This is a genomic window from Rhodococcus sp. NPDC076796, assembly GCF_040702765.1.
Lineage (GTDB): Bacteria > Actinomycetota > Actinomycetes > Mycobacteriales > Mycobacteriaceae > Rhodococcoides.
Genome location: NZ_JBFBMS010000013.1, coordinates 18,550 through 41,012, shown reverse-complemented (window position 1 = coordinate 41,012; position 22,463 = coordinate 18,550). Strand labels below are relative to the sequence as shown.

The 22,463-nt window shown below is 65.6% G+C and carries 25 protein-coding genes; 11 read left to right on the top strand and 14 right to left on the bottom strand.

Features of this window, described 5'->3' with window-relative positions; all coding sequences use genetic code 11:
• Window positions 1-95: 95 nt before the first annotated feature.
• The 4 genes from AB0366_RS24575 to AB0366_RS24560 all read left to right on the top strand — a co-directional run bounded on the left by AB0366_RS24575 (window position 96) and on the right by AB0366_RS24560 (window position 2,553).
• Complete coding sequence (locus AB0366_RS24575) at window positions 96-260, top strand: hypothetical protein (protein WP_155292902.1); 165 nt, start codon at window positions 96-98, stop codon at window positions 258-260.
• Between the two features lie 776 nt (window positions 261-1,036).
• Window positions 1,037-1,315 carry a hypothetical protein gene (locus AB0366_RS24570; RefSeq protein WP_206499029.1) on the top strand — a complete coding sequence of 93 codons (279 nt, stop codon included), beginning with the start codon at window positions 1,037-1,039 and terminating at the stop codon, window positions 1,313-1,315.
• 35 nt (window positions 1,316-1,350) lie between these two features.
• On the top strand, window positions 1,351-1,491 hold the full coding sequence (locus AB0366_RS24565) for a hypothetical protein (protein WP_155289018.1): 141 nt from the start codon (window positions 1,351-1,353) through the stop codon (window positions 1,489-1,491).
• Between the two features lie 51 nt (window positions 1,492-1,542).
• The gene (locus AB0366_RS24560) at window positions 1,543-2,553 is read left to right on the top strand and encodes a DUF4192 domain-containing protein (RefSeq protein ID WP_366246334.1); all 1,011 of its coding nucleotides are present in this window, start codon (window positions 1,543-1,545) and stop codon (window positions 2,551-2,553) included.
• 188 nt (window positions 2,554-2,741) lie between these two features.
• On the opposite strand, the gene AB0366_RS24555 is transcribed toward AB0366_RS24560, so the two are convergent.
• The gene (locus tag AB0366_RS24555; RefSeq protein WP_366246332.1) at window positions 2,742-2,912 is read right to left on the bottom strand and encodes a hypothetical protein; all 171 of its coding nucleotides are present in this window, start codon (window positions 2,910-2,912) and stop codon (window positions 2,742-2,744) included.
• Window positions 2,913-3,407: 495 nt separating this feature from the next.
• Between AB0366_RS24555 and AB0366_RS24550 the strand changes: the two genes are divergently transcribed.
• The 4 genes from AB0366_RS24550 to AB0366_RS24535 all read left to right on the top strand — a co-directional run bounded on the left by AB0366_RS24550 (window position 3,408) and on the right by AB0366_RS24535 (window position 5,437).
• The gene (locus tag AB0366_RS24550; protein WP_037174601.1) at window positions 3,408-3,641 is read left to right on the top strand and encodes a glutaredoxin domain-containing protein; all 234 of its coding nucleotides are present in this window, start codon (window positions 3,408-3,410) and stop codon (window positions 3,639-3,641) included.
• A gap of 36 nt (window positions 3,642-3,677) precedes the next feature.
• A complete protein-coding gene (locus tag AB0366_RS24545; RefSeq protein ID WP_366246331.1) occupies window positions 3,678-3,821 on the top strand; it encodes a hypothetical protein in 144 nt (47 codons plus the stop codon).
• Between the two features lie 79 nt (window positions 3,822-3,900).
• Complete coding sequence (locus AB0366_RS24540; protein ID WP_366246329.1) at window positions 3,901-4,497, top strand: DnaB-like helicase N-terminal domain-containing protein; 597 nt, start codon at window positions 3,901-3,903, stop codon at window positions 4,495-4,497.
• A gap of 85 nt (window positions 4,498-4,582) precedes the next feature.
• Window positions 4,583-5,437 carry a hypothetical protein gene (locus tag AB0366_RS24535; RefSeq protein WP_366246328.1) on the top strand — a complete coding sequence of 285 codons (855 nt, stop codon included), beginning with the start codon at window positions 4,583-4,585 and terminating at the stop codon, window positions 5,435-5,437.
• 84 nt (window positions 5,438-5,521) lie between these two features.
• Here AB0366_RS24535 and AB0366_RS24530 read toward each other — a convergent pair whose 3' ends face one another.
• From AB0366_RS24530 to AB0366_RS24505, 6 genes are all read right to left on the bottom strand, one after another.
• Window positions 5,522-5,749: a hypothetical protein gene (locus tag AB0366_RS24530; protein WP_366246327.1), complete on the bottom strand. Its 228-nt coding sequence runs from the start codon at window positions 5,747-5,749 to the stop codon at window positions 5,522-5,524.
• Window positions 5,750-5,893: 144 nt separating this feature from the next.
• Complete coding sequence (locus AB0366_RS24525) at window positions 5,894-6,406, bottom strand: hypothetical protein (RefSeq protein WP_366246325.1); 513 nt, start codon at window positions 6,404-6,406, stop codon at window positions 5,894-5,896.
• Window positions 6,407-6,425: 19 nt separating this feature from the next.
• Window positions 6,426-6,818 carry a hypothetical protein gene (locus tag AB0366_RS24520; protein ID WP_366246324.1) on the bottom strand — a complete coding sequence of 131 codons (393 nt, stop codon included), beginning with the start codon at window positions 6,816-6,818 and terminating at the stop codon, window positions 6,426-6,428.
• Window positions 6,815-7,150, bottom strand: coding sequence for a hypothetical protein (locus AB0366_RS24515; RefSeq protein WP_366246323.1), 336 nt, complete (start codon window positions 7,148-7,150; stop codon window positions 6,815-6,817). The genes AB0366_RS24520 and AB0366_RS24515 overlap by 4 nt, the downstream gene beginning before the upstream one ends.
• Window positions 7,147-7,665 (bottom strand): hypothetical protein, encoded by a 519-nt coding sequence (locus AB0366_RS24510; protein ID WP_366246322.1) that lies wholly within the window; start codon window positions 7,663-7,665, stop codon window positions 7,147-7,149. Before AB0366_RS24510 ends, AB0366_RS24515 begins: the two co-directional genes overlap by 4 nt.
• 425 nt (window positions 7,666-8,090) lie before the next feature.
• On the bottom strand, window positions 8,091-8,393 hold the full coding sequence (locus AB0366_RS24505; protein WP_366246321.1) for a hypothetical protein: 303 nt from the start codon (window positions 8,391-8,393) through the stop codon (window positions 8,091-8,093).
• 215 nt (window positions 8,394-8,608) lie between these two features.
• Here AB0366_RS24505 and mobF point away from each other — a divergent pair, with 215 nt between their 5' ends.
• On the top strand, window positions 8,609-13,168 hold the full coding sequence (gene mobF, locus AB0366_RS24500) for a MobF family relaxase (RefSeq protein WP_366246320.1): 4,560 nt from the start codon (window positions 8,609-8,611) through the stop codon (window positions 13,166-13,168).
• 84 nt (window positions 13,169-13,252) lie between these two features.
• On the opposite strand, the gene AB0366_RS24495 is transcribed toward mobF, so the two are convergent.
• On the bottom strand, window positions 13,253-13,444 hold the full coding sequence (locus AB0366_RS24495; RefSeq protein ID WP_366246319.1) for a hypothetical protein: 192 nt from the start codon (window positions 13,442-13,444) through the stop codon (window positions 13,253-13,255).
• 174 nt (window positions 13,445-13,618) lie between these two features.
• Between AB0366_RS24495 and AB0366_RS24490 the strand changes: the two genes are divergently transcribed.
• On the top strand, window positions 13,619-14,872 hold the full coding sequence (locus AB0366_RS24490) for a hypothetical protein (protein WP_366246318.1): 1,254 nt from the start codon (window positions 13,619-13,621) through the stop codon (window positions 14,870-14,872).
• Between the two features lie 22 nt (window positions 14,873-14,894).
• Here the strand turns inward: AB0366_RS24490 and AB0366_RS24485 are convergent, their stop codons facing one another.
• Together AB0366_RS24485 and AB0366_RS24480 are read right to left on the bottom strand one after the other, a co-directional pair.
• Window positions 14,895-15,638, bottom strand: a complete 744-nt coding sequence (locus tag AB0366_RS24485; protein WP_094629901.1) for an Abi family protein — start codon at window positions 15,636-15,638, stop codon at window positions 14,895-14,897.
• Window positions 15,639-15,792: 154 nt separating this feature from the next.
• Complete coding sequence (locus AB0366_RS24480) at window positions 15,793-16,581, bottom strand: NBR1-Ig-like domain-containing protein (RefSeq protein WP_366246317.1); 789 nt, start codon at window positions 16,579-16,581, stop codon at window positions 15,793-15,795.
• A gap of 154 nt (window positions 16,582-16,735) precedes the next feature.
• Here AB0366_RS24480 and AB0366_RS24475 point away from each other — a divergent pair, with 154 nt between their 5' ends.
• A complete protein-coding gene (locus AB0366_RS24475; RefSeq protein ID WP_141214649.1) occupies window positions 16,736-17,164 on the top strand; it encodes a DUF2690 domain-containing protein in 429 nt (142 codons plus the stop codon).
• Window positions 17,165-17,680: 516 nt separating this feature from the next.
• Here the strand turns inward: AB0366_RS24475 and AB0366_RS24470 are convergent.
• Genes AB0366_RS24470 through AB0366_RS24455 form a run of 4 tightly spaced genes read right to left on the bottom strand, consistent with a single transcriptional unit; the run spans window position 17,681 to window position 22,422 of the window.
• Window positions 17,681-18,256 (bottom strand): hypothetical protein, encoded by a 576-nt coding sequence (locus AB0366_RS24470; protein WP_366246315.1) that lies wholly within the window; start codon window positions 18,254-18,256, stop codon window positions 17,681-17,683.
• 4 nt (window positions 18,257-18,260) lie between these two features.
• Entirely contained in the window at window positions 18,261-20,033 is a 1,773-nt protein-coding gene (locus tag AB0366_RS24465; RefSeq protein WP_366246314.1) for a TraM recognition domain-containing protein, read from the bottom strand.
• Complete coding sequence (locus AB0366_RS24460) at window positions 20,030-20,911, bottom strand: hypothetical protein (RefSeq protein ID WP_366246313.1); 882 nt, start codon at window positions 20,909-20,911, stop codon at window positions 20,030-20,032. The genes AB0366_RS24465 and AB0366_RS24460 overlap by 4 nt, the downstream gene beginning before the upstream one ends.
• Window positions 20,908-22,422: an ATP/GTP-binding protein gene (locus AB0366_RS24455; protein ID WP_366246311.1), complete on the bottom strand. Its 1,515-nt coding sequence runs from the start codon at window positions 22,420-22,422 to the stop codon at window positions 20,908-20,910. The genes AB0366_RS24460 and AB0366_RS24455 overlap by 4 nt, the downstream gene beginning before the upstream one ends.
• Between the last annotated feature and the right edge of the window lie 41 nt (window positions 22,423-22,463).

The window sequence follows — 22,463 nt, the reverse complement described above, 5'->3', positions numbered from 1 at the left end:
CATCACATGACCGACACCACCACCGCACAAGCCATCAGGATCGGCCTCGATCACCGACAATCAACACACACCACCGCAGCAGCACAGGAGACACCGTGAACATCGGCGACCGCTACCACCTCGCACCCGGCGCACCCGGCATCGTCGTCGTCCGCGAAATCCACGATGAAGGCCTGGTACTCGTCGAAAACGAAACACCAGGCCCCGGCGTCTACCCCTACCTCGTCAAACCCGACACCCTCGTACCCGCCACCACCTGACCGGTCTAACCGCGACGCCGACGGAGCCGCCGAAGGTTAGCAGCATGAAGCCTTGCCGCCCGCTCCTCCGAATCGACCCGCAACGGATACCTGCACTGGGAACAGAAGTTGTCCAGCGGCAACGGAATCGGGCTACTGCACCGAGGACAGTCATCCAAATGCGACCGACTCGTCATGGCCTCCACCTGTATATCCATAGGCGGTGACCCTGCCACAGGCCACCGACATCCAGAGTCCGGCTACCGACACAGCTCCCCGCCATCGCGAGGCAAGACACCCTCTCACATCCAATCAGCGCTACCGCGACACCGAGCGTCGTCACCCTCCGTCGCTCCCGCACAATCACGTTCACAGCCGTACCCCACTACCGCGTCGCCGTAGAGCACCAGCTCCGGCGGCGTTCTGCGTCCCACCACCAGCGGCCGGCCACGTTCACAGGCAGGCCCTTGGCGGGCCACACGCACCCCTACGGGCTGCACCGAATCGAAATCCGCTGCGCTCCGCACTCAAAAGAGCGAAAAGAATCAATTTCTTTGTGACGTAGGTGGCTTCTCCGAGCATTCATCACCCGTGACCTCCGCATCAACCGCCGGCGTCCGCTCCGCTCCCGGCCCAAGGGCTCCGAAAACTTTTCAAAACGCCTCCGGCTGAAAACTTTTCGGCCCGACCCTTGACACTCCGGCCCCGTGCGCTGACTTCTCTCCCCAGCCACCACGGCACAAAGAAATTGGCAGGGCAGCAGGTCCGGCCACCAGTCGAGAGGGAAGAGGCCCGTCATGCACGAGGACTACTACGCAGCAATCAAGAACAACCGGCTCTACGCAGGCGCGCTCTGCGACTGCCGCGACTACGACTGCCCCGCAGGTGCCATCCCCGACCTCCCGTGCATCAACGAAGACACACGCGGCGCTCCCGACAGCTCGCCATGCGAAGACCACGACTGCCCCACCTGCTACGAGCACACCATCGACTGGTTCGACGTAACCGTCCCCGGCCCGCCGTCCATCACCGAACGAATTCGCCGCTTCCTGCGCAACCTCACCCGCACACGGTGAGACCCAGCAGCAACCAACCACAGGGAAGGACCGTCATGCGAGCACAACACCCCACCACCGCCGACGAAATCGACATCATCGTCCACCGCCACGGCAGCCGGAAAGTTCGCCGCACCGTCAAACGCGCCAGTGCACGGCGCGACCGCCGCACCGCACGCCGCGAACTCCGCCACTGAAAACCGCGCTACCCCAACCCATCCCGCACACACTCTCGAAAGGCTTTCGCCATGACCCAACACCGCATGTCCCTCACCACCGCCGCCGACACCCTCGCCGCCATCCCCGCCCTGCTCGGCTACACCCCCGACAACTCCGTCGTCATCATCGCCCTGGCCGACGACGGGAACGGCTCCCACCTCGTCGCGCCCACCGCCCGCGTCGACGCCCACCAGGCCGAAGCCGCCGCAGGCATCATCACCGACGCGCTCACCCGGCAGAACACCCCCATCACCGCCGTCATCCTCGCCGCCATCGCAGACACCACCCAAGCAGGCGCAGCCCTGCTCGGACTCGACGCCATCCGCGACGCGCTCGCCGCCGCCGGAATCCGCACCATCCGCGCCCTGCACACCTACAGCCTCACCGCAGGAACGACCTTCACCGACCTCGACCGCTTCACCGACGGCACCATCCCCGACCCCGCCACCACCGCACTCGCGACCGCCCGCACCGCAGACGGAGCCGTCATCGCCGCATCACGCGCCGACCTCGAGGCCCGATACGCCCCCACCACGGAGATTCCCGAAGCCCTCGCCCTCGCCGCCGCCGCCACGATGGGCGCCGACTTCCTGCCCGTCACCTTCGACGAGCTCGCCGCCGTCATCCACGCCCGCGAAATCCCCAGCGCCGACCTCACCGCCCGCGTCGGCCTGGCACTGGCCACCGGGCACTTCGAAATCCGAGACGCGTTCCTGGCCATGTCCATCCACGGAGACGCCGACGCAGCCGACGCGTTCACCCGCATCGCCGCTCCGCTGCGCGGCACCGCCCGCGCGAACGCCCTCACCATCGCCGCCTACTTCGTGTACTGCACCGGCGACGGCGCAGCAGCTCACGCAGCACTACAGGCCGCCGAGCGCACCGCCGAACGAGCCAACGTGCCGCTGCCGAGCCTGACGGGAATTCTCCTCCGCGTCCTCAACGCCGGAATGCCACCGGAAGAGGTCAGGGGGATCGGCGGAGTCATCACCCCCGACTACATCACCGCCCACATCGGCACAGTGCAGAGCTACACCTGACACCCGCCGCCGAGCGTGGCCACCGGTTCGAGGTGGCCACGCCCGGCAATCGCAGGTCGCGGGCGCGGGGCCGGTGCATCGGGCATCGAGCCCTCACACCGACAAACGCGCACCATCCGCAGCAACGACAGAAGGGCAGGCGGGTGCGGCGAGGTCAGACGTGGCAGAGAAAAAGAGCGGAACAGCGCTCAGAGGGACGTCGGACTGGCCGGCCACACCATATCGACGTCGGCGGCGGGTGGACGGGTGTCCTCGACCCGAACACCGGCCACGATCGCATCGAGCGCCAGATCCGACGGTGGCGGGGACGCGTTCACCACTGCTTTGGACAAGGCATGTTCGATTCGCGAGCGCTCCATACCCCAGCACCCTACCGACCAGCACGAGCACAACTGCGGCCGCGAGCTCGGCGCTGACGACGGCAAGGGAGGGTTCTTTTCGGTCCGTCTGGCTTCGCAACGAGAATGCATCACCCGTCGTCTCCCGGATCAACCCCTGACTCCGCTCACGCTTCGGCCCGCAGGGCCCAGCACGACTGTTCGCCCGACCCGCACTCGCTGCGCTCCCCGGCGAACACTCGCACCGGCCAGGCATTGACCGTCGACACCGTGCGCCGCGTCTCTTTTCCGCGCCAGCCGGAAGCGAAAAGAACGCAGTAACAGAAGAGGCAGGGAAGGTGTCTTATAACTGTATTTCAATTCCCCTGACGAGTAAGCAGTACTGTCAGATTGAGCAATGAAACGGCAAGTGCAGCAACATAAATGGATGACATCGAAGACTATTAGCCCTGGTTTATGTGCCGCTATTGACGTAGAATAGAAGTCAACGCCAGCAATTCCGACAAGGAGAAAGCTATGTCGATCACTGTGTATACGAAACCCAATTGCGGGCAATGCGACGCAACGAAACGACGACTCGACAAACACGGTCTCGATTACCGGACCGTCGATATCACGCAAGACGACACCGCTCGCCACTTCGTGAGTTGCGAACTCGGCTACCTCCAGGCCCCCGTCGTGTACGTCGACGAGGACACCCACTGGAGCGGATTCCGGATCGACGCCCTCGACGAGCTCGCCGCCGCCTGAAACCCACAAACTCACAAACACAGAAGAGGCCCCACCATGCGACTAGTACCCGCCTACACCCCCGACCCCGACTACATCGACCGCCAGATCGACGCCGAACTCACCGCAGAACACCCCACAACACGCCAGACCGACCATGCCGACAGCGAGCACAACGACATCGACAAAGCCGCATCCTGACCACTGACGCGCTGCACCACAGCCGGTAGCACTGTCCCACCGGTACGACGTCCGACCCGAACCGAACACGAGGCCCACGATGAACGCACTACGCGCAGTCCCCACACCCGGCGACGACCCGGCAGCGCAGGCACGCGCGGACCTCGCACCCGTCCAAGACCTCGATACGTCGGTCGAACCCGGCTACGACCCGGCCACCGACCCCGAAGCGATGCTCCTGTGCGCCCTGATGGACGTGCGTAACCAGAGCGCCGATGGAACCGACATCGAGCGGATCGCCAGCACGCTCACTGCGGCGGACTTCGAGGATCCCGCGCACGCACGCATGTACGGCCACATCGTCGACCTCATCGCCGCCGGCCAACCCCACGACTTCGCCTCCGTCACCGGTGCACTCATCCGATCCGGAGCCGACGGAGCGAAAGATGCACCGCTGCGCAAACGCCTCATGGGTATCGTCACCGCCGGCGCACACTCCGTCGCGGCCGTGCACTACGCCGACAACGTCCTGTCCCAGTCCTACCGCCGCAGCTTCCATATCGCCGGCCAACGACTGACCCAGGCCGCCGAAGAAGCACCCGAAGCCGACCTGTTCGACTACATGGTCGAACTCGGCACCCGGCAGCGGGCAGCGTTCAACAGGCTCAACAGCTTTCGGCAACCACCGACATCCTGAACGAACCCACAGGGACACCGGTCGGTGCGTCGACGACGCCGAGGGCACTACGGTGCTAGCTGGCCACAACCGAAAGACGAGGACAGTGACAGAGACAGGTGAGCACACCGAACGGCCGCCACACGACGCGCCGGACCGCACGAACGCACCGACAACCGGCGCCGCTGTCGATCCGAATCTGCCCGTGCACATCCGCGAGCAGATCGCTGCTGTCGTCGACGCGTCCGACGACCTCGAGCGCGTCCCGACCGGTAGCGGCGCGCTGACCGTGCAAGTGTGCTCAGCATCGGAAACCTCGTACGACGCCGCGACGTGGAGCACCCTGGGCACCTACCGCGCCGCTGACGCCGCAACCCTGGCCGAACGACTGCTCGACGCTCTCGGAGACAGTGCGAACATCGGCACCGACCTCGGTGTCCTCATCGTCACCCACACCCACACCGACACCCTGGAGGCACCGGCCATGACCGCACCCACCGCCGACGGAACCCGCGCGCCGTCCGCGCCGCTGCTCACCCTCGACCTCGCCAAAGCCGACGTGCTCGACGACGACTTCGAGTGGCCCGAACCGGGCAGCGCGCAGGCATTGTGGACTCCGCACTGGCTGCTGCAGGCCGCGATCAACTCCGGGGCCGTCACCTACGACCGGCGACTGTGGGGCGAGCTCGCACTGTCGGCCGAGTTCACCGCCCCGAACCGGCACGAGCTCCAATTCGTGATCACCTACGAGATCGACGGCGCACCGAACATCGTCGACGGTGACACCACCGACTACCCCGCCGACTTCAACGAGCTCTCCGACGAGGAACAGAACGCCGTCCCCTCCACACTGGTCCCGAATCCGGAGACCGCAGCGTCGTGGCTGACGTACCTCGTCGCGGCCTTCAACGCCGTGCACGCGAGCACCGACCAGCTCGTCCGCGGCTGGCCCCACCAGTAGAACCCCTGGAACGATCGAACCCCCGACCACAACGTGGCGGGGGTTCATCTGCCGGACAGTCGCTGTCGCCGAGAAGGACGCAGGCTAGGGCATGAACGTGCTGCGACCGGAGCTGAACAATGCACCGAGCGTGAGCGTGAGCGCGAACGCGAACACGGCCACGAACACCACGATCCGGAACACCCCACTGGCGAGCATTCCCGTCGCGCGCAACGGCGCGAATTTCCACGTGCCGTCCGCTCGCTGTCCGGACCGCAACACCACGTACGCCAGGATCGCAGCGGCGACGAGATACACAGCCGTCGAACCCACCCCTTCCTTCCTCGTTCCTCGTGTCGTTCACTCGCGCAGACGTTTCGACGCGACCGGTCTTCGATTGCTGTCAGTACACACCCACCCACCGACACAGTCGGTGCCACAACCGACCGACCATCACCGCCCGCGCACGTTCAGGACTCAGAACAGCGTCGGGGCAGACGCACCGAGCAACGCAGCACGCACCGCGTCCTCGTCCCACCCACCGCGCACCGCATCGCGTAGCCGCCGCGACCGCGCGGCCCGCGCGCTCCGATCGGGTCCGTACCAAAGCCCGCGCTGACGCCGGCCACCCCCGCGGCCCTTGGCTCCCATGTCGAGCAGGTTCTGTGACTGCGTCCCATCGACGACGTGACGCACACCCCCAACGCGGGTGTTCTCGTCGAGGGTGACTCGTACACAGATCGGGTTGTCACACAGGTGCAATGCCGTCACCTCGTCGGTGAGCGGCACACCGAGCGCACGCGCCAACGCGTACCGGTGCGGGCGCACCACTCGCTGCCGGCCATCGCGCATCAACCAGAACCGGCCGTACCCGTCGTCGGCGATCGCGCCGACCCAGATCGCACACGAACCATCGCGCGGGCCGCGCACGATGTAGCGCTCGAACCGTGCGAGTTCTGTTGCCCCGCCGATACCTAACGGTTCCGGCACCGGCCCGGCCTGCCGACCATCACCTAACGTCTCCCGCAGCCGGTGACTGCGCTTCAGTCGATACCGGTATTGTCTCGGCGTCGTGGATCGTCCGGAGCGTCTGCACGGCGGTGAGTTTGAGGACTGGGTCCGAGGTCGCGAACACTCCGAACTTCTCCAACCGCGAGATGTCGACGGGGGAGCGCACGGCCGCGAACACTTCCGCGTCGATCGCCGACTCGAAGTCGCCGCCGGCCGCGAGAGCGTTGATCATCCGCAACAGGTCCGCGAACTGTGGCGCGGTCCGCGTGGTGATGAGAGGGCCGTAGGTGTCGAACGCCTCGTTCGCCTCCGCGGTTTGCAGCAGCGCAAGGATGTCGAGCTCCAACACATCGGACTCGCTCAGGTCCGTCTCACGGTGTTCGCCGGTCATCGCGCACCCGCCTGATCCATCAACAGCTGTCCGACGGCGTTGGAGATCTCCGTCGGTGTCCCGGCCGCATCGAGCAGGTGCAGTCCGGTGTCGACCGGGCCGCCGCGCACGATCGTCGCGGCGAGGTGCTCCTGCTCCCGGGTGATCGCCAGTACCCAGGATTGGGTGACGACCAACTGGGTTGCGTCGAGCAAGGTGAAGAACTCGCCGTACGCAACCGGTGCTCCCGGCTCACCGGCACTGTCGGCGTAGGCGATCGATGCCGCGAACGTCGACGGATCGGGACCGACCGAGTCCGACACGACGACGCCGAGAGCCCCCAGGGCGCTCACTGCGCACCCTGCCTGGCGGAGACGAACTCCTGCGCCGCCGGCGGCGTCTCGGAGTTCGGTATGGCGTCGGTATGAGGGGGAGTGGCGGCGTCGGCCGACTCGCCCGAACCGGGCTTGTCCGAGTCGGTGGCGGTGCTCGCAACACCGATGCGCACCGGGCGCTTCTTGCGTCCCGATCCTGTCGAGGCCGGCTTCGGGGACGCGATGACAGAGGTCGGCACCGTCAACCCCATCTCCCGCAACTGCTGCGCCGTCCATCCACCGTCGAGCGCGGCCCGCAACGCGGCAGTGACCGCGTCCTTGGCCTTCTCGACGGACTTGGCCGACGAGCGTTTCGCGGCCTGAGCTTCCTTGATCGCCGCGTCGGCGGCCGCACGCGCTTTCGCGTCGTCGGCTTCGGCCTCGACGACCTTCTGCTGCGCGTCGGTGATCGCCTCGACCTTCGCGATGCGCTCGTTGATCGCCGCTTCGGCGGCCGCGCGGATCGCGTCCTTGTCCAACGGGGTGACAGTCATGGTGTGTGTGGGCCTTTCTCGTCGAACCGACCGCCCGCAGACACGGGAAGAGTCGGTGAGGGTGCACGTGATCGACGTTCGGCGGAGGGCCCACACGGCACCGCCAGAACGCACTGCGAACTCTACCGCCCGGGCGTCGTAGACGACAGCGGACGGACGAGACGACCTACCTGCCCGACCGGTGCACGGCCCGGCGGGGGAGTCATCGACGGGCGAGGGGATCGGGTGCGGTGCCCCCAACTGTGCACCGGCCTTCATCCTCATATGGATGCCCGAGATTCCTCCCACCGCTCCGCTCGATCTCAGGCACCCCCAATCGGGGCCGGACACACAGATAGGGGACATCGCACCCACACGGTGCTCACGTGGGGCCGGCGGGCGAGGGCTCGTCCGGTGGTCCCGTCGAGGTTCCGACAGTGGGGTGCTCACGACGACGTCGAGTCATCGCTCTCATGAACAGCTCTGACGATCCGACGCGCGGACATCAGCCGCTCGGCCTCTACCAGCTCCACGCCGACCAGCTCCGCCGCACGGGGCACAGATCCCTCTGACGTCGACAGCCGTTCCAACTCGGCAGCCATCACCTGTTCGGCGACGTCCCGTTGTGCCCGCGCTGCAGCGAATCGCCGCGCCGCGCTCTCGCGCTCCCGCACCGCTGTACCCGCTGCGCGGGTGGCCTTCTGCCATCCGCGCTCACGGGCGGCTACCCGATCTCCTGTCGACCCCATGACCCCGTTGCCCCTTCATCTTCTGACCCCCTCGACCTAGTTCCGACCGCCCCTCAGCCTCTGACCTGGCCGACCGTCCTGATGCCTGGGCTTTACTGCACACAGGCTCCGCCTGCCAAAAGCCTAGATGATTTACACACCTCTTGCTGAATTTCAGACTTTGGGGGGTTCCGGCCTTCCGCCTGCCCGCCTGCGGCGTCTAGGGTGGCGGTGTGATGACGCTCCACGTACTGCACGCGGGCGATGGCTACGAGTACTTGACCAAGCAGGTGGCCACCGCTGACCGCGAACGGGAGCACGGCCAAGATCTGACCGATTACTACACCGCGCACGGCACACCGCCGGGTGTCTGGTTCGGTGCCGGCCTGGACAATCTCGAGCAGATGCAGGCCGGGATCGACCCGACTGCGGCCAGCTCGATCACCGGCGGTGGGCAGGTGTCCGAGCCGCAGATGAAAGCACTGTTCGGTAGCGGGCTGCATCCGAACGCCTCGGCGTTGATCGAAAATTCAATTACCAAGGGCGCGAACGAGAAGGCCGCGCTCAAAGCGGCCCGACTCGGCCGTAAGTTTCCCGAATTCTCCAACGACATCGAACTGCTCCGCGAGCACAAGGTAGCGGTAGGGGAGTTCCGCAGCGAGCATGGGCACGCGCCGTCGAAAGCGCAGTCGCAGCAGATCATGGACGAGGTCGGCACCCGGTTGTTCACCGACGGCCACGGCCGACCGCCGGAAGATCAGCGCGAGCTCCGCTCGTGGATCAGCGCGCAGAAGTCCCGCGTCCGCCAGCCAGTGGCCGGCTACGACCTGGTGTTCACCCCACCGAAAAGCGTGTCGGTGATGTGGGCGCTCGCCGACGACGGCACCCGCCGAGAAATCGAGCGCATCCACAAAGAGACCGTCACCGACGCCCTCGGCTGGATCGAGAAGGAAGCGTGCTTCACCCGCACCGGCAACACCAGCCAGGAAGTCCAGGACACCACCGGTCTGGTCGCGACCCTCTACGACCACTACGACTCCCGCGCCGGGGATCCGAACCTGCACACCCACGCCGTCGTCTCGATCAAGGTCTGCACCGAATCCGACGGCAAATGGCGCGCCCTCGACGGGTCGATCCTGCACCGGTACGCGGTGCCGGCCTCGCAGCGCTACAACGCCACCATCATGTCCAAGCTGCACACCGAACTCGGTTTCTCCCTTGCCGCCCGCTCCACCGGTCACGGCCGGCAGGACATCGTCGAAATCGAGCAGGTCCCGCGCGAGCTGTGCGAGATGTTCTCCTCACGCCGCAGCCAGATCGAAACGCGCAGAGACCAGCTCGTCGCCGAGTACCGCGCCGAACACGGCCGGATGCCGTCCCCCAAGGCGATGTACTCGCTCTACCAACAGGCCAACCTCGACACCCGCGCCGGCAAGCAGGAACCGCAGACGCTGCGTGAGATGCAGAACGCCTGGCTCACCCGGTCCGCGCAGATCCTCGGCACCCCACGCGACGTCGACGCCCTCGCCGAGGGGTGGCAACAGGTCCAACGAGACCACGCCTCCGGCGTGCGCGAGGTCGGCGAGCACATGCGCACCCTCGACTCCCTCGACGAGGAGGTCGAGCGCGTACTCGAACGCCTCGAAGACAAACGATCGAACTGGGCGATCACCCACGTCCACTCCGCCGTCGATGCGAACTTCGCCGCCGTCGCGTTCACCGACGACACCGCCCGCCGCGCCGCCACCGCCGCCGTGATCGACCGTGTTCTCGCAACATCGGTACACATGCCGCTCCCCGAGCTGCCCGAAGCTCCGACAGCGCTGCGCCGCCGCGACGGCGAGTTCATCCTGACCCGCCCCGGCACCGCCCTGCACACCTCGCACGGCGTTCTGGCCGCAGAACGTTCTCTGCTCGAGGCCGCACAGACCCCGGTCGCGTACATCGCTCCGCAGGCCGCGCTCGACAAGGTCATCACCGCCGCTGCGAAAGGCAAGGACGGACGCACCCTCAACGCCGGGCAACGTGAACTCGCCGAACATTTCGTCGGGAGCGGCACCCTCGTTGCGGTCGGTATCGGGCCGGCAGGCACTGGCAAGACCACCGCCATGGAGGCCGTCGCCGACACCTGGAAGAAGGCCGGGTATCAGGTCATCGCCCTCGCCCCGTCGGCCGTCGCCGCGGAAAACCTCGGTGAGGAAATCGGCGTCACCGCACACACGCTCGCCACCCTGACCTACCCGTGGCGAGGCAAGAACGGCAACGAACCCCGGACCCTGTCCGACCAAATCGAGATTCGGCCCGGCGCGATGTTGCTCGTCGACGAAGCGTCCCTCGCCTCGACCAAAGACCTTGCCGCCATCACCGAGATCGCCGCAGCCAAAGGCGCGGTCGTGCGCCTGCTCGGAGATCCGAACCAGCTCGACGCCGTCGAAACCGGCGGCGCGTTGCGGCTGCTCGCCGAAGAAACGCGCGCACCGGAACTGACCACCGTCGTTCGGTTCGGTAGCGACACCGAACAGGCCGAGAACTCACTCGATCTGCGGCACGGCGACCCGGCAAGCCTCGAGATGTTCTACCAACGCGGATGGGTCCACACAGGCACTGCCACGGAGATGAAGGACGCCGCAGCCGACGCGTACCTCACCGACATCGCAGCCGGTAAGTCCTCGCTCGTCATGCTCTCCACCGGCGAAGACGTCCGCACCGTCAACCTCGCCATCCAAGAGCACTTCCGCAGCCAGGGAACGGTGAAGTCCCGCCGCACCGCCGAGCTGTCGGACGAGCTCACCGCAGGAGTCGGCGACACCGTCCTTACCCGCAAGAACGCACCGTGGCTGCGCACCAAGGGCGGTCGCCGGCGCAACATGTTCGTCCGTAACGGTGACCTGTGGACCGTCACGGCAGTCGGCAAAGACGGCTCGCTGACCGTCCGCAGCAAAACCCACGACGGCACGATCACCCTCCCGGCCGACTACGTGTCCGGCTTGACCGAACTCGGCTACGCCGCCACCGTGCACCGCAGTCAAGGCATCACCGTCGACATCGCCCACACCGCGCTCAGCCCCACCACCGACCGCGCCGGGCTCTACGTCGCCGCCACACGCGGTCGCACTAACAACGAGCTGTACGTGCCCGTCGAACCGGGGGTCACCCTCGACACCGAAGGAATGCACCTCTCGGAGATCGAGACCCCGAACTCCCGCGAGGTCCTCACGCGCATCCTCGCCAACGACAACGGCCACAAGGCCGCGATCACCGCGATACGCGACGCCGCCGAACACGCGAACAGCCCCGACCGGCTCCGCGAGGCATACCTCGCCGCCCACACCCGCCTGCGTGATCATTGGCTCGACACCGTCCTCGACAGGTCCCTTCCCGCCGCCCTCTACGCGACCGCGCAAGCCGAACACCCCGGAAGCCTCGCAGCACTGCGCGCGACCCTCGCCGAGATCCACGACCGCGGAGACAGCGCCCGCCATGTCCTCGTCGACGCACTCGCCGCCGGCGAGCTCCACACCGCACGCGACGTCGCGAGAGTGCTCAACTCACGGATCATCGAGGCACGCAGCTCCACCGACACCACCGACACCGACACGGTGGCCGGCGCTACCGGGCGACCGGAACACGAGCTGCCCCCGCTCCCGCCGCGCACACCCGGCACCGACAAAGAGCTCGACGATTACGCCCGACTCGTCGCCGACCGCTACACCACCGTTCGGCCGGCACCCGCCGAAACCGATGGCATCGGCCGACGGATCCGCGACTACGACGCTGCCCGCGCCGAACTCGACGCTGCACGAGTCCAGCGCCCCATCCAGGCCGCATTCGACCCCGCGACCGCCGAACGCCTCATCGCCGAACCCGGCGTGCACCGACTCGGCCGACACCTGCGCACCGCAGCGCTGGCGGGACTGTCACCGGAGAACGTTCTCGCCTGGCACGCCCAGCAACTGACCACACGCGGCGACGACGTCACCGCCCGCGCCCTCATCAAAGACCTCGTACCCGCCGTCACCGACGCGGCCGAACGCGCGAACACCAGGTGGCTCGCCGAGCACGAAGACACGATGCGCGAGCACTTCCCGATCGCCATGGCCACCGCAGCCCGCAGCGACGATCCCCGGTGGAACACCGCAATCGCCCGAATGCGGGAACTGACCGCACACGGCGGCTACGACCTCGACGAGCTGTGCCGCGACATCCACACCGCCACACACCCCGGCGTCCTCGCCGGAGGCATCGTCGACGCACTCGACGACATCGCGCCCACACACCGGACACCGGTCGACCAGGACGCACCGCACTGGGTGCCCTCACCGGACCTCGACGCCCACCTCGTCGATCCCGTCCTGGGCGAGCAACTCGACAACCGATACGACGACATCGCCGCCGAGCACGCCGCCGCCGTCGACCGCATCACCACCATCGCCGACCCGGCCTCGACCCCGGACCTCGAATTCACCCGCCACCTCGAACAGCGGCCGGACGACGACGGCCTCGCGACCGAATGGAATCGCACCGCCGCCGAGATCGCCGCCTACCGAGACCGCTACCAGGTCACCGACACCACCTCGATCGCCGGCGACCGACCCGAGAACCGGGCCGAGCACGCGCCGTACAACACCGTCCACACGAACATCGACACCCTGCACGAACACATCGAGCAGCAACGACGCGACGAGCACGAAGAACAGCAGCGACTACAGCGCGAAGCCGAGAACATCGAGCACCACCACACCATCGCGCAGCAGAACATCGACCACGGACACCAGCGGCGCGGCCCGCGGCTGTAAGCGCGGGCCGGTCGCACTCGTGGCCATCGGTGAGACCGCGTGTGAGGCCGCCCGCCACGCGGACGGCCTCATACACGCCGTGGGCTACTTTCTCGTCAGAGCACCCAGTACGGCGGCGAAGATCGTTGCTCCAATGGATGGGTCCCGCGAGAAGTACGTAGCGGTCGCACCCAAGAGTCCCGCAACTGCAAATGCGGCAGGAGTCGTCAGTGACGGAAAGAGGTTCCGTCCGGCCTGGTCAGGATCGTCGTTCGATCCGTTTGGTGTGTTGTTCATGGAGACAACTGTGGCGGGCTCTGGAGCTGCACGCACGCCGCTCGGAGTACCGTGGTGGCCGGTCACCGGGTCTAGGCTGGCCGGACATAGCCCCGTTACTCTTATCTACGTTTAACGTTGCAATGTCCGGTTCCCGCAGCACCGGCTACATCGGTACCAATTCGAGGAGATCTGATGGTTGACATGGCGAAATCGGACGATCTCGGCGAGCCCGAGAACAGCGACGTTACCGACACCGGGGAGCCGTCGGCAATCCCCAAACGGGTGTTCGCTCAAAAGTTCACCGCGGAGCAACAGGCGAAACGCGCAGGTCAGGAGCAGTACACCAAGGCAGTGCTCAAGGTGTGGGAGACGCGCAGGACGGCTCGTCGTGAGGCATTGCTGGCTCGCGCAGACGCGGTGAGAGCGGCGACGAAGGAATACAGCCTGCTCGGCCTCGGCGGTAAGTACGAAGAGGTCAGATTCGAGGACGTAAGAATCCGAACTCCGTTCGTGCGACTCAACCCGAAACGCCCTCTTCGCGCCCCCGGCGAAAAATACGATCGATCGACTGATCTAGACACCCGACCTGCGTCCACCCGCTTGATCAACCGGAAGAACTCGGCACTGAGGGTTCTGATGTCGGCGATTTACGTAGCGCACCTCGAGTTCGAGGCCGGCAAGACGTCCGTCAACAAACACCCCAACGTGTTCGTCGAACCGGAGCTCGCGCCGTGGTGGAAGCTCTGTGGTCTTCATGTCAAACCAACTTCACCTGCTCGAATGAATCGCGAACGAGGTCGGGCGCTAAACCGGGCGCTGTCCGTGCTGCACGCTGTCGGGCTGGTGCACACCGGATCGGACCCGGTGGCGGGAAGGTTCAAGAACTGGATTCTGAACTCCGAGGCCAGAAACGGTCGACGGTACACAGTGCCGGCGGAAAGGCGCAGTCCCGAGACCGTGCGCGTACCGCGCGCTTTTTTCGCCCGCGGCTGGCACCTCGTCCTCGAACCGGGCGAGATAGCCACCTTCCTGGCAATCGTCGAATTCACCCAACGTATGGAGGGGCAGCCGCGCTCGTCGAAGAAAGACATCGGCGTGGCCCTCGGAGAAACGATTCGATGGGAACGCTATGGACTCAGTGAGGACACCTACCTGGAAGCGATCCATGTTCTGGACGAGTTCGGGCTGATCGATGTATTCGACCCGATGCCGAACCGCCGACGTGGAAAGTTGAATCCCTCGCGGAATCTGATTCCGGCAGATGAAGAGTCCGACGAGCAAGTGCCCTATCGAGTGATCTATCCACCGCCGCCGGACTCGGTGACGGCACCCTTCGCAACCGATGCCGTCGACGTCGTCCTGAGTCGCCTTGCGTACCCCGTGCCGCTCTGGCTGGAGGATCTGCCGGTCGACGACCGCGTGGCCGAACGTTTGTTGGGGAAATGAGGAAGTCCAGAGGCGGTCCAGGTCATCTCCGGCGCATGTACGGCTTCGTTTCGAGGATCTGGTCGAGGGCGGACTGATCTCTCGCCCAGTCACGAAGGTTGTCGTCGAAGTAGCCGATCAGCGCGATGGCATTGTCGAACTTGTTCTTGATGAAATTGCCCGATTCGAAGCAGATGGGCTCGTGGTGGGCAATCCTGTTGCGCACCGTGTGCAGTGGGTTGACCACCTGACGCAGAAACGCCATGTCGTTGCTAGTTTTGCCGCGCGGCGCGTTGTCGAAGCCTCGCCTGATTCGAGTCCCGAATTTTATTTCTTTGTCTCCCGAAACCATGAACTTCCAGAACCCGAAGTCCACAGCAGCAATCACGTCATCCGCGCCGATGTCCGCGACTCTCTCGAACCCGCCTTTGCCCTTGCCGACCCGCTTCTTCAGCTTCCCGTACGCCTTGGACAGGTCCTCGAAGCAACTGCCCATTTCCGATGTACCCTCAGGGACTTCCAGCGCGTAAAAGACCCAATCATCTTCCCTGCGCAGCTGCTCGTGCCGCTCGCTGAGCGAGATGTCGATCGCATGGCGAAGTGTCACCTCGGCGTGACAGATCACCTCCCACAATGCTGTGGACGCCTTGAGGTTCCATCGATACAGATCGAGCGCACCCTCGACCTTGCGGTGCCCCGCTGCGTCCAGGTATTTCTGCATCCGAGCGTGGGGCATCGACTCGAAGACGAAGTCCAGGTTCACCTCGCCTGCGGCCGTGCTTGTCACCCGTGCTCCTGCCTGCTAGCATTTCCGCCGAAGGCTGACGGATCATCGGTTATCTTAAAGGTGGTAATCGTCCGCAGTTGCGTGACCCTTGAACATACTCAACCCCGCCACTCTGTGGCGGGGTTGAGTTCTTTCGAACGGTGCAACTGGCGGTTCACAGTCCCCGAACGTCGCGTGACCGATCGGCGGCCGAGCGGGAAGTGAGTCCCTCTACGACCGTGATCGCCAACAAGACGCCTTCCGGGGTGGTGTTCGGGTAGTACAGGCGGCCGTGCGCGTCACTCATCTTGAAATTGGCTTGCGAGCTCCCGGGCAGCACGTGGGCTTTGCATTCCACTGCGATGTCACAGAGTTCACCCGGTGCGGTGTCGGGGATCGGCGTGAGGCTGGGGGTTGCGACCTGGCTGGAACCGCCGAGAGGGCCCATCCGTTTGATGTAGCGGTCTTCCCAGTGGACCGATCCACCGTTTCGGACGCGCCAGATCTTCGTGAAGCGTTCGCCGGGAGCCATCAGTGTCCCGTCCGGAATCGTGATGTCGGCGACCCACAGAGACACATCCCCGGGCTCGAGGTGTAGATCCGCAGGCGTGAGCTCGGTCGACAGCGCTCCGGTCGTCGGGTCGTGGGAGCGGCCGATGCGGTCAGCGGTCTTTCGGTCCTTTTCCTCCTGGGCATCACGAAACAGAGACAGCAGCAAGCCGTGGCAGCCGAGAGCCTGATCGAGCGCCGTGGCCAACGCTGGGCTCGGACGCAGGATGCCGCGTTCGATCTGGCTGAGGCTTCCTGGTGTACACCCCACCCGGTCCGCGAGCTCGGTCTGCTTCAATCCCGCGATCGCACGTCCCGATCGCACGTGGTTGGCGAAGCGTCCGAGCGCATCGGTGGGTGGATCGAGCTTCTTCGGCGGCCGACCCCGCCCACGCGTGTTCTTACCCTCGTCCATGACGGTGCTCCCCCCCGGCGTCGCGCGAGTGCGCGAGGCGATCCATTAATTTAGCGGGTGCGTCATAAATATGTGCGGGTGCAGTCTTGTCCCACGGGATCGGAAGCGGTGAAAAGCCTTTTGCCGACAGTGTTCTCGGGATGAGGAGAGTCCAGTGAAACTCAAGAGGAACATCGCAGCCCTGGCCATGGCAGGAGCTGCAGCCGGAGCTCTGACTGTCGGCGCTGCCGGTACGGCGCAGGCAGCCCCGAGCGGAGATCCGCTCTCGACCGGGTGCGCGAACGGTGCCCAGACGATCTGGGAGAACACGTATTTCGGATCCGGAAAGGTCGAGGTTCGGTACAGCCCCAGTTGCGGTACGAATTGGGTCCGCGTCACGGGTGCAGCCGGTCGGCAGAGCGAAGCCGGCATTGCCTCGCAGGCTTCGGGTTGGCAGTGGTCGCCCTCGTACGGCAACAGCCCGAACAGCTACTGGACGCCGATGGTGTACGCCCCGGGCAGTGCGTGCGTGACCTTCCGCGTGAAGATCGGCAACGCCAACGGCATCGGTCTGATGGACACCGGTAACAAGCAGCTCTGCTAGTCGTTCCAGTTCGCCGGCGAGCCCCACCACACTCAGTGTGGTGGGGCTCGTTCGGTGTGCAAGCCAGGGAAGAACGTTGGGTCTAGTTCTAGCGCAGCACGAACTGTTGGGAGAGGAACCAGAACGGTAGCAGTGCCGAGATGGTGTACCGAACTTCCACGAGAACAGGTCCGGGGCCAGCGCCATGTGCATATTCGGTGGTGAAGGTGCTCCCTGGGTGAAATATTCCAGGCGGCACGGATACCCAGGAATTTGTGTACAAGGCGTCGGCGGGGATTGTGATGTGCTCGATGGTTCGGTAGGAGAACCGCCGAATGGGGCGGGTGCCAACGACGTTGAATGTGAATGTCCTGATGGATATATCTTCGAGTGTCACCGATTCGCTGAGTGACTTCGATAGCAGGGGCATCGCAGAGACTTTACGTTGTACGGCCTTGACGCTGTGGGATGAGAGACGAGTGCCAGTCCGGACGTCCGCCGGACCGCGACTCGACACCCCTTGTTCCGGAATCGATCTCAAGGGGCAGGCTTGTAGGTCTCAGTGGCTTCGTCGTACTCCCACCGTGCGTCGTCGATGATGACGGCGGTGAAGTCGTCGGCGGGATCTTCTGCGACAGCGCGGTCGGTGTCGATCATGTCGATGACCTGCTCCATCGTCAGTTCCGATGGGGTCGCGGCGGGTGCGGCGTCGCGCTCGTCGATGTCGGTGGCGATGAATTCGGCGAAGTCGCCGGCGACGGCCGGCGTCGGCGGGGTGAACCCGCACGAGTGGGGAGTGCACTGCTCGAAGTCGGTGATCGACTTCATTCGGTGCACCATCGGCCAGAGAACTTGGTAGTGCCACGCTGCGGGCCCGCCGTGATAGGCGTTCTTGCCCTGTTGGTACGCCTCACGGCGGGCGAACATCGCTGCGGTCAGCTCTTCGACCACTGGGCCGTGTTTGAACCAGCACGGGGGAATGGTGCGGCCGAGCTCGTAGCGGTCGCGTAGCCATTCCACCCAGGTGCCGAGCTCGACCCACAGTCGGGCGGCGCTGTCCTTGTCGAGGTACGGCCAGTCGATCGAGCCGGGGGTATACGCCGGGAGTGCCATGACGTCAGTTCTCCTGGTGCGCGGTAGCGCAGTACTCGTCGAACGCCTTCTGATTGGCCTTCACTCGGGCGGCGAGCACGGGTACGTCCCAGACGGAGGGAACGTGCAGCTTGATCGGTTTGGCCTCCCGGTAGCGCAGTAGGGCTTGATCGGCGGGCATCCGGGCGATGTCGCTGCCGGCCATGACCGGGACCGACCGGGGCCCGGCCATCCGGGATGCGCTCATGTATTCATCACGCATCCCCAGGCCCTTCGAGATCGTCGCCAGCTCGTCGGCGTCGCCGAGACCGGTCAGATACAGGCGAGTGGGGGAGTCGTTGGACAGTTGCTGCCCGGCGACGTGGCCCCAGCGTTGTTCGTTCTGCAGCCGGGAGTGCACTCCTGCCCAGATCTGGATTCCGCGGCCACCGGAGTCGGTGATGAGCGAGGGCATGTTCGGGATTGCTGCGACGTTGTTCATCTCGTCGAGCACCATGCGCAGCGGCGGGTCGATCTTGTCGTCGGGCTGGGTCAGGCCGTGTGTCTTCGCCACGTGATAGAGCTCGGCCGAGAGCACGGTGGTCATTGCGGCCGCCGACGCACTGCCACCCTCGGAGATGAGATAAATGGTGTTGCGCCCTTCGGTGATCAGGGAACGTAGATCCGCCGATTCGCTGAGCGGGACATTGAGTGAGCGCATCAGCTTCGGCGACGCGAGCGGCTCGAGCAGGCGTGTGCAGGCACCGATCATGTCGTCGGAGGAATCGGCTTTCGATTCCAGCGCCTGACTCAGGTCTGCGTCCCAGTCCGGCAGATCCCTCGACAGAACCTCGTGGACGGGCTTGACGTTGCGCGAGGCGGCCCACACCCGCAGTGTGACCAGATCCTTGTCCAATACCGCTGCGGCATAAAGGTAACCGCGCATGAGCATCGCGGCTTTGCCGTTCCAGTAGCTCGAATTCGAGGTACCGTCCATCGGCATGGCCTGCACCAACGCCGCAGCACGCCGCATGGCCACCTCGGGGTCGTCGCAGCCGTCGAGAATCGACCACTGCATCTTGTTCGGATACACCGTCAGCCCGTCCGGATCGAACACCTCGACCCTGCCCACAGCCGCGCGCTCGGCCCACGTCGCGCGCAAAAGGTCACCGCGGGTCGACGTGGCCACCACCGGCCCGATCGCCTCGACGACCGCCTTGTAGAACATGCGCCAGGTCTTACCGGATCCGGTAGGGCCTTCGACCAGCACACCGTCCCGGTACTGGAGAAATACCCCTTGTTTCTTGTCGTCGTACAGCGTGCCGATGCGGGTGGTCTCCGCTGCTGCCTCGATCCGGCGGACCGGGACGTCGGAGAGGGAGAGCCGGGTGGCCTTGGCTTTCTTCACCGCGCTCTTCTCGTCGATCCCGACCGTTGCGAGCGCGTCTCGGTCGGCGAATCCGTTCGCACGCACCCGCCGAGATGCTTTGCGGGCCATGCTTTTCGCCGAGACGACCGCTCCGAGCAGGATGCACGCGGCCGCGATGATGCCGATGCACAGCCAGGTCAGGACGGGGCCGCCCGGTTGGGAGTCGGCCGGCCACGCCGACGCGGGGTCGGATGGGTTGCTGAACAGGCCTACCACCACTGGGATCACCCCGTAGATGCCGGCGGGCAGTGCGGGTCCGGTGCCCGCGAGCAGCCCGGACAGGTAGCCGCCGCCGACCACGGAGACGAGTGCACCGGCGACGAAGCCGACGACGGGTCCGGTGCCGTAGGGAAGTACCGGGGGAGTGGGGCGAAGTTCTGGTGTGCTCATCGGGGGCGGTCCTCGGTCGAGTCGGGCTGTGGAGCAGGCGCGGGAAGGTATCTGCGGACCACGTCGCTGCCGGCGACGGGAGTGGGCGAGGGGGTCGATCGTCGACGGAGTACGGCCGAGCAGAGGGTGTCGAGCTCGCCGTCGAGGCGCGTGATCGCCGCGATGTCTCGTCGCGGGTCCAGTGCGGCGATGTTGGCGCGCAGTTCGCCGATGCGGGTGTAGCGGGCGACTGCGGCGCGGTCACTGTCGCTGATGTCGGCGCTGTGGTGGACCTGGATGCAGCCCCGTTCGGTCGCTGGTGCGATGTCGCCGCCGAACCGATACGCCAGGACCCCGGCCACCCGCTCGGCGTCGTCGCTGTCGTAGAACCCTATCGAGGTTCTGGTGTGCGGCAGGGGTTCCGGCCTGATGCTGCACAGGCGAACCTCCACCGTCTCGGGGTCGTCGACCCGTGATGAATGCACCGGTGAAGCGACGGCGTTGCTCAGTGTGTAGATCTCGGCCGTCAGAGCAGCGGGCAGCGGCAACCTCGCCCGCCTCACCCCAAGGCTGTATTCGTCGAGAATGGCCAGAGCGCAGGCTGTTTCGGCTACCGAGCCCGTCACGGACACCTCGTCCCACGCGCAGAACATGCCCTCCGATGCCGAATCCAGTGACGCTGTATCGCACTCGTAGACGGTGAAGTCGAGTGAGACCAGCGTGGCCCAGGACTGCGCGGCGTGCGTCAGGGCGAATGCTGTTGCTGTTGAACGAGACCGGAACAGTCGACCTACGGTGGTACTGCCCGCCGCATCGAGGGTCGTCAAGTCCACACCCACCAAAGTCGAGCGGTCGGCCGTAGGGTGCGAGAGCGCTGCGCTGCGTGAGTGGTCGGTCATGCTGCTGCTCCTTTGATCACTTCGTCGGTGTCGGTGAGTGCGATTTCCAGATCCGAGCGCACGTGTTCCATCAGGATCGGGTCGGCGTTGCCGTATTTGACCAGGCAGTGACCCTTGGCGAGGGACATGATGATTTCGGTAGACCCAGGCGGCAGGTGGTACATGCGGGCGGTTTCTTCGGCGTCCTCGACCCGGTCCTGCCCGTAGAGGAAGACGATGCCGGCTTCTTTCATCAGCGCCCGCGCCGGCGAATCGACGGGCAGGTCGGAGATGTGGTGGAACGCCGAGACGGTCGACAGTCCGAGACCGCGCGAGAGTTTCATGTTCTCGCGGAAGACCTTTCCGGTGGAGCCGTCGGCGACGTGCCAGCCTTCCTCGACCAGCAGCAGGGTTTGCATGTGCCGTGCGGACCGCGAGGCGAGCACGTTCGCCAACCAGGTGTTGATCACGGTCATGATCACCCGCAGGGCCGGACCCTTGTTCGGCAATGCCGAGACATCGAAGTGCACGAACGGGTGATCGAGAGCCGCGCGGACTTCCGGTGAGGTCGCGCCGTCGACGAGGCCCTTGAGGTCGCCCAGGCACAGCTCTCGCAGCGCCAGACCGGGATTGAGGCCCCAACGCCGCGATTCCTGCGCCCACTGCTCACCGAACGCTGCGCCGCTGTCTTCGGAGGGACCCAGGAGCTCGTCGGCGAGTTCCATCAGGATCGGTTCGCGGTTCTCGCGGGCGGCGCGGTCGTTGACCACTTGCAGAGCGAGCCCGAGTGCGGCTTTCTCGGTCTCGACAAGGGGGCGACCCATCGTGTCCTCGATGACTGCGCCGACGAGTGCTTCCTGGCCGGCCGGGGCGACTCCGTCGGTGCGTTCGACGCCGGTGGCGATCGCGGGGTCGAGCAGGTTGATGCGCATTCCTGTTGTGCCGGTGCGGAATCGGATCGAACCAGCGCCCACCGCATCTGCGATCCCGCTGTATTCGCCGCCCTTGTTGCCCTGGCGTTTCTTGTCGATCACCACGACCTGCCGGTTCGGGAGTGCCAGTTGGCGCAGGCACATCGCGGTCTTGATGAGCGAGGACTTGGCCTTGCCGATGTCGCCGATGACGGCGATGTTGATGTTCTCGATTTCCGACCCGTAGAGGGCGTAGGGGTCGGTGATTACTCCGGATTGACTGATCTTGTTCAGCCCGGTCAGCAGGCCCTCGTGACGCACGGAGCGGCGCATCGTGGCCAGGTTCAGTGCTTCGCCCTGCCGGGTGGTCGTCCACGCGCCCTCGACGCGGATCTCGTACCAGCCCCATCGGTCGAGCCACTTCTTCCGCGTCGGCGGGTGCCGACGGGTGGTGATCATGCCGGCGGACTGTGCCGCGGCGAGAGTGGCGGCCGTGTCGGCCTGCGCGGCCAGATCGGGGCCGGTGCGTTTGCTTCGCCGGGTCAGCGAGAAACGGCGGGCGGTGCGCGGTTTGGCGGCGTGGCCACGGCGTCGGTCCTGCTTGTTGTCGGTACTGGTCATCGTCTCTCGCCTCGTTCTGTGGTCGGCGGACTCGGGGGTCG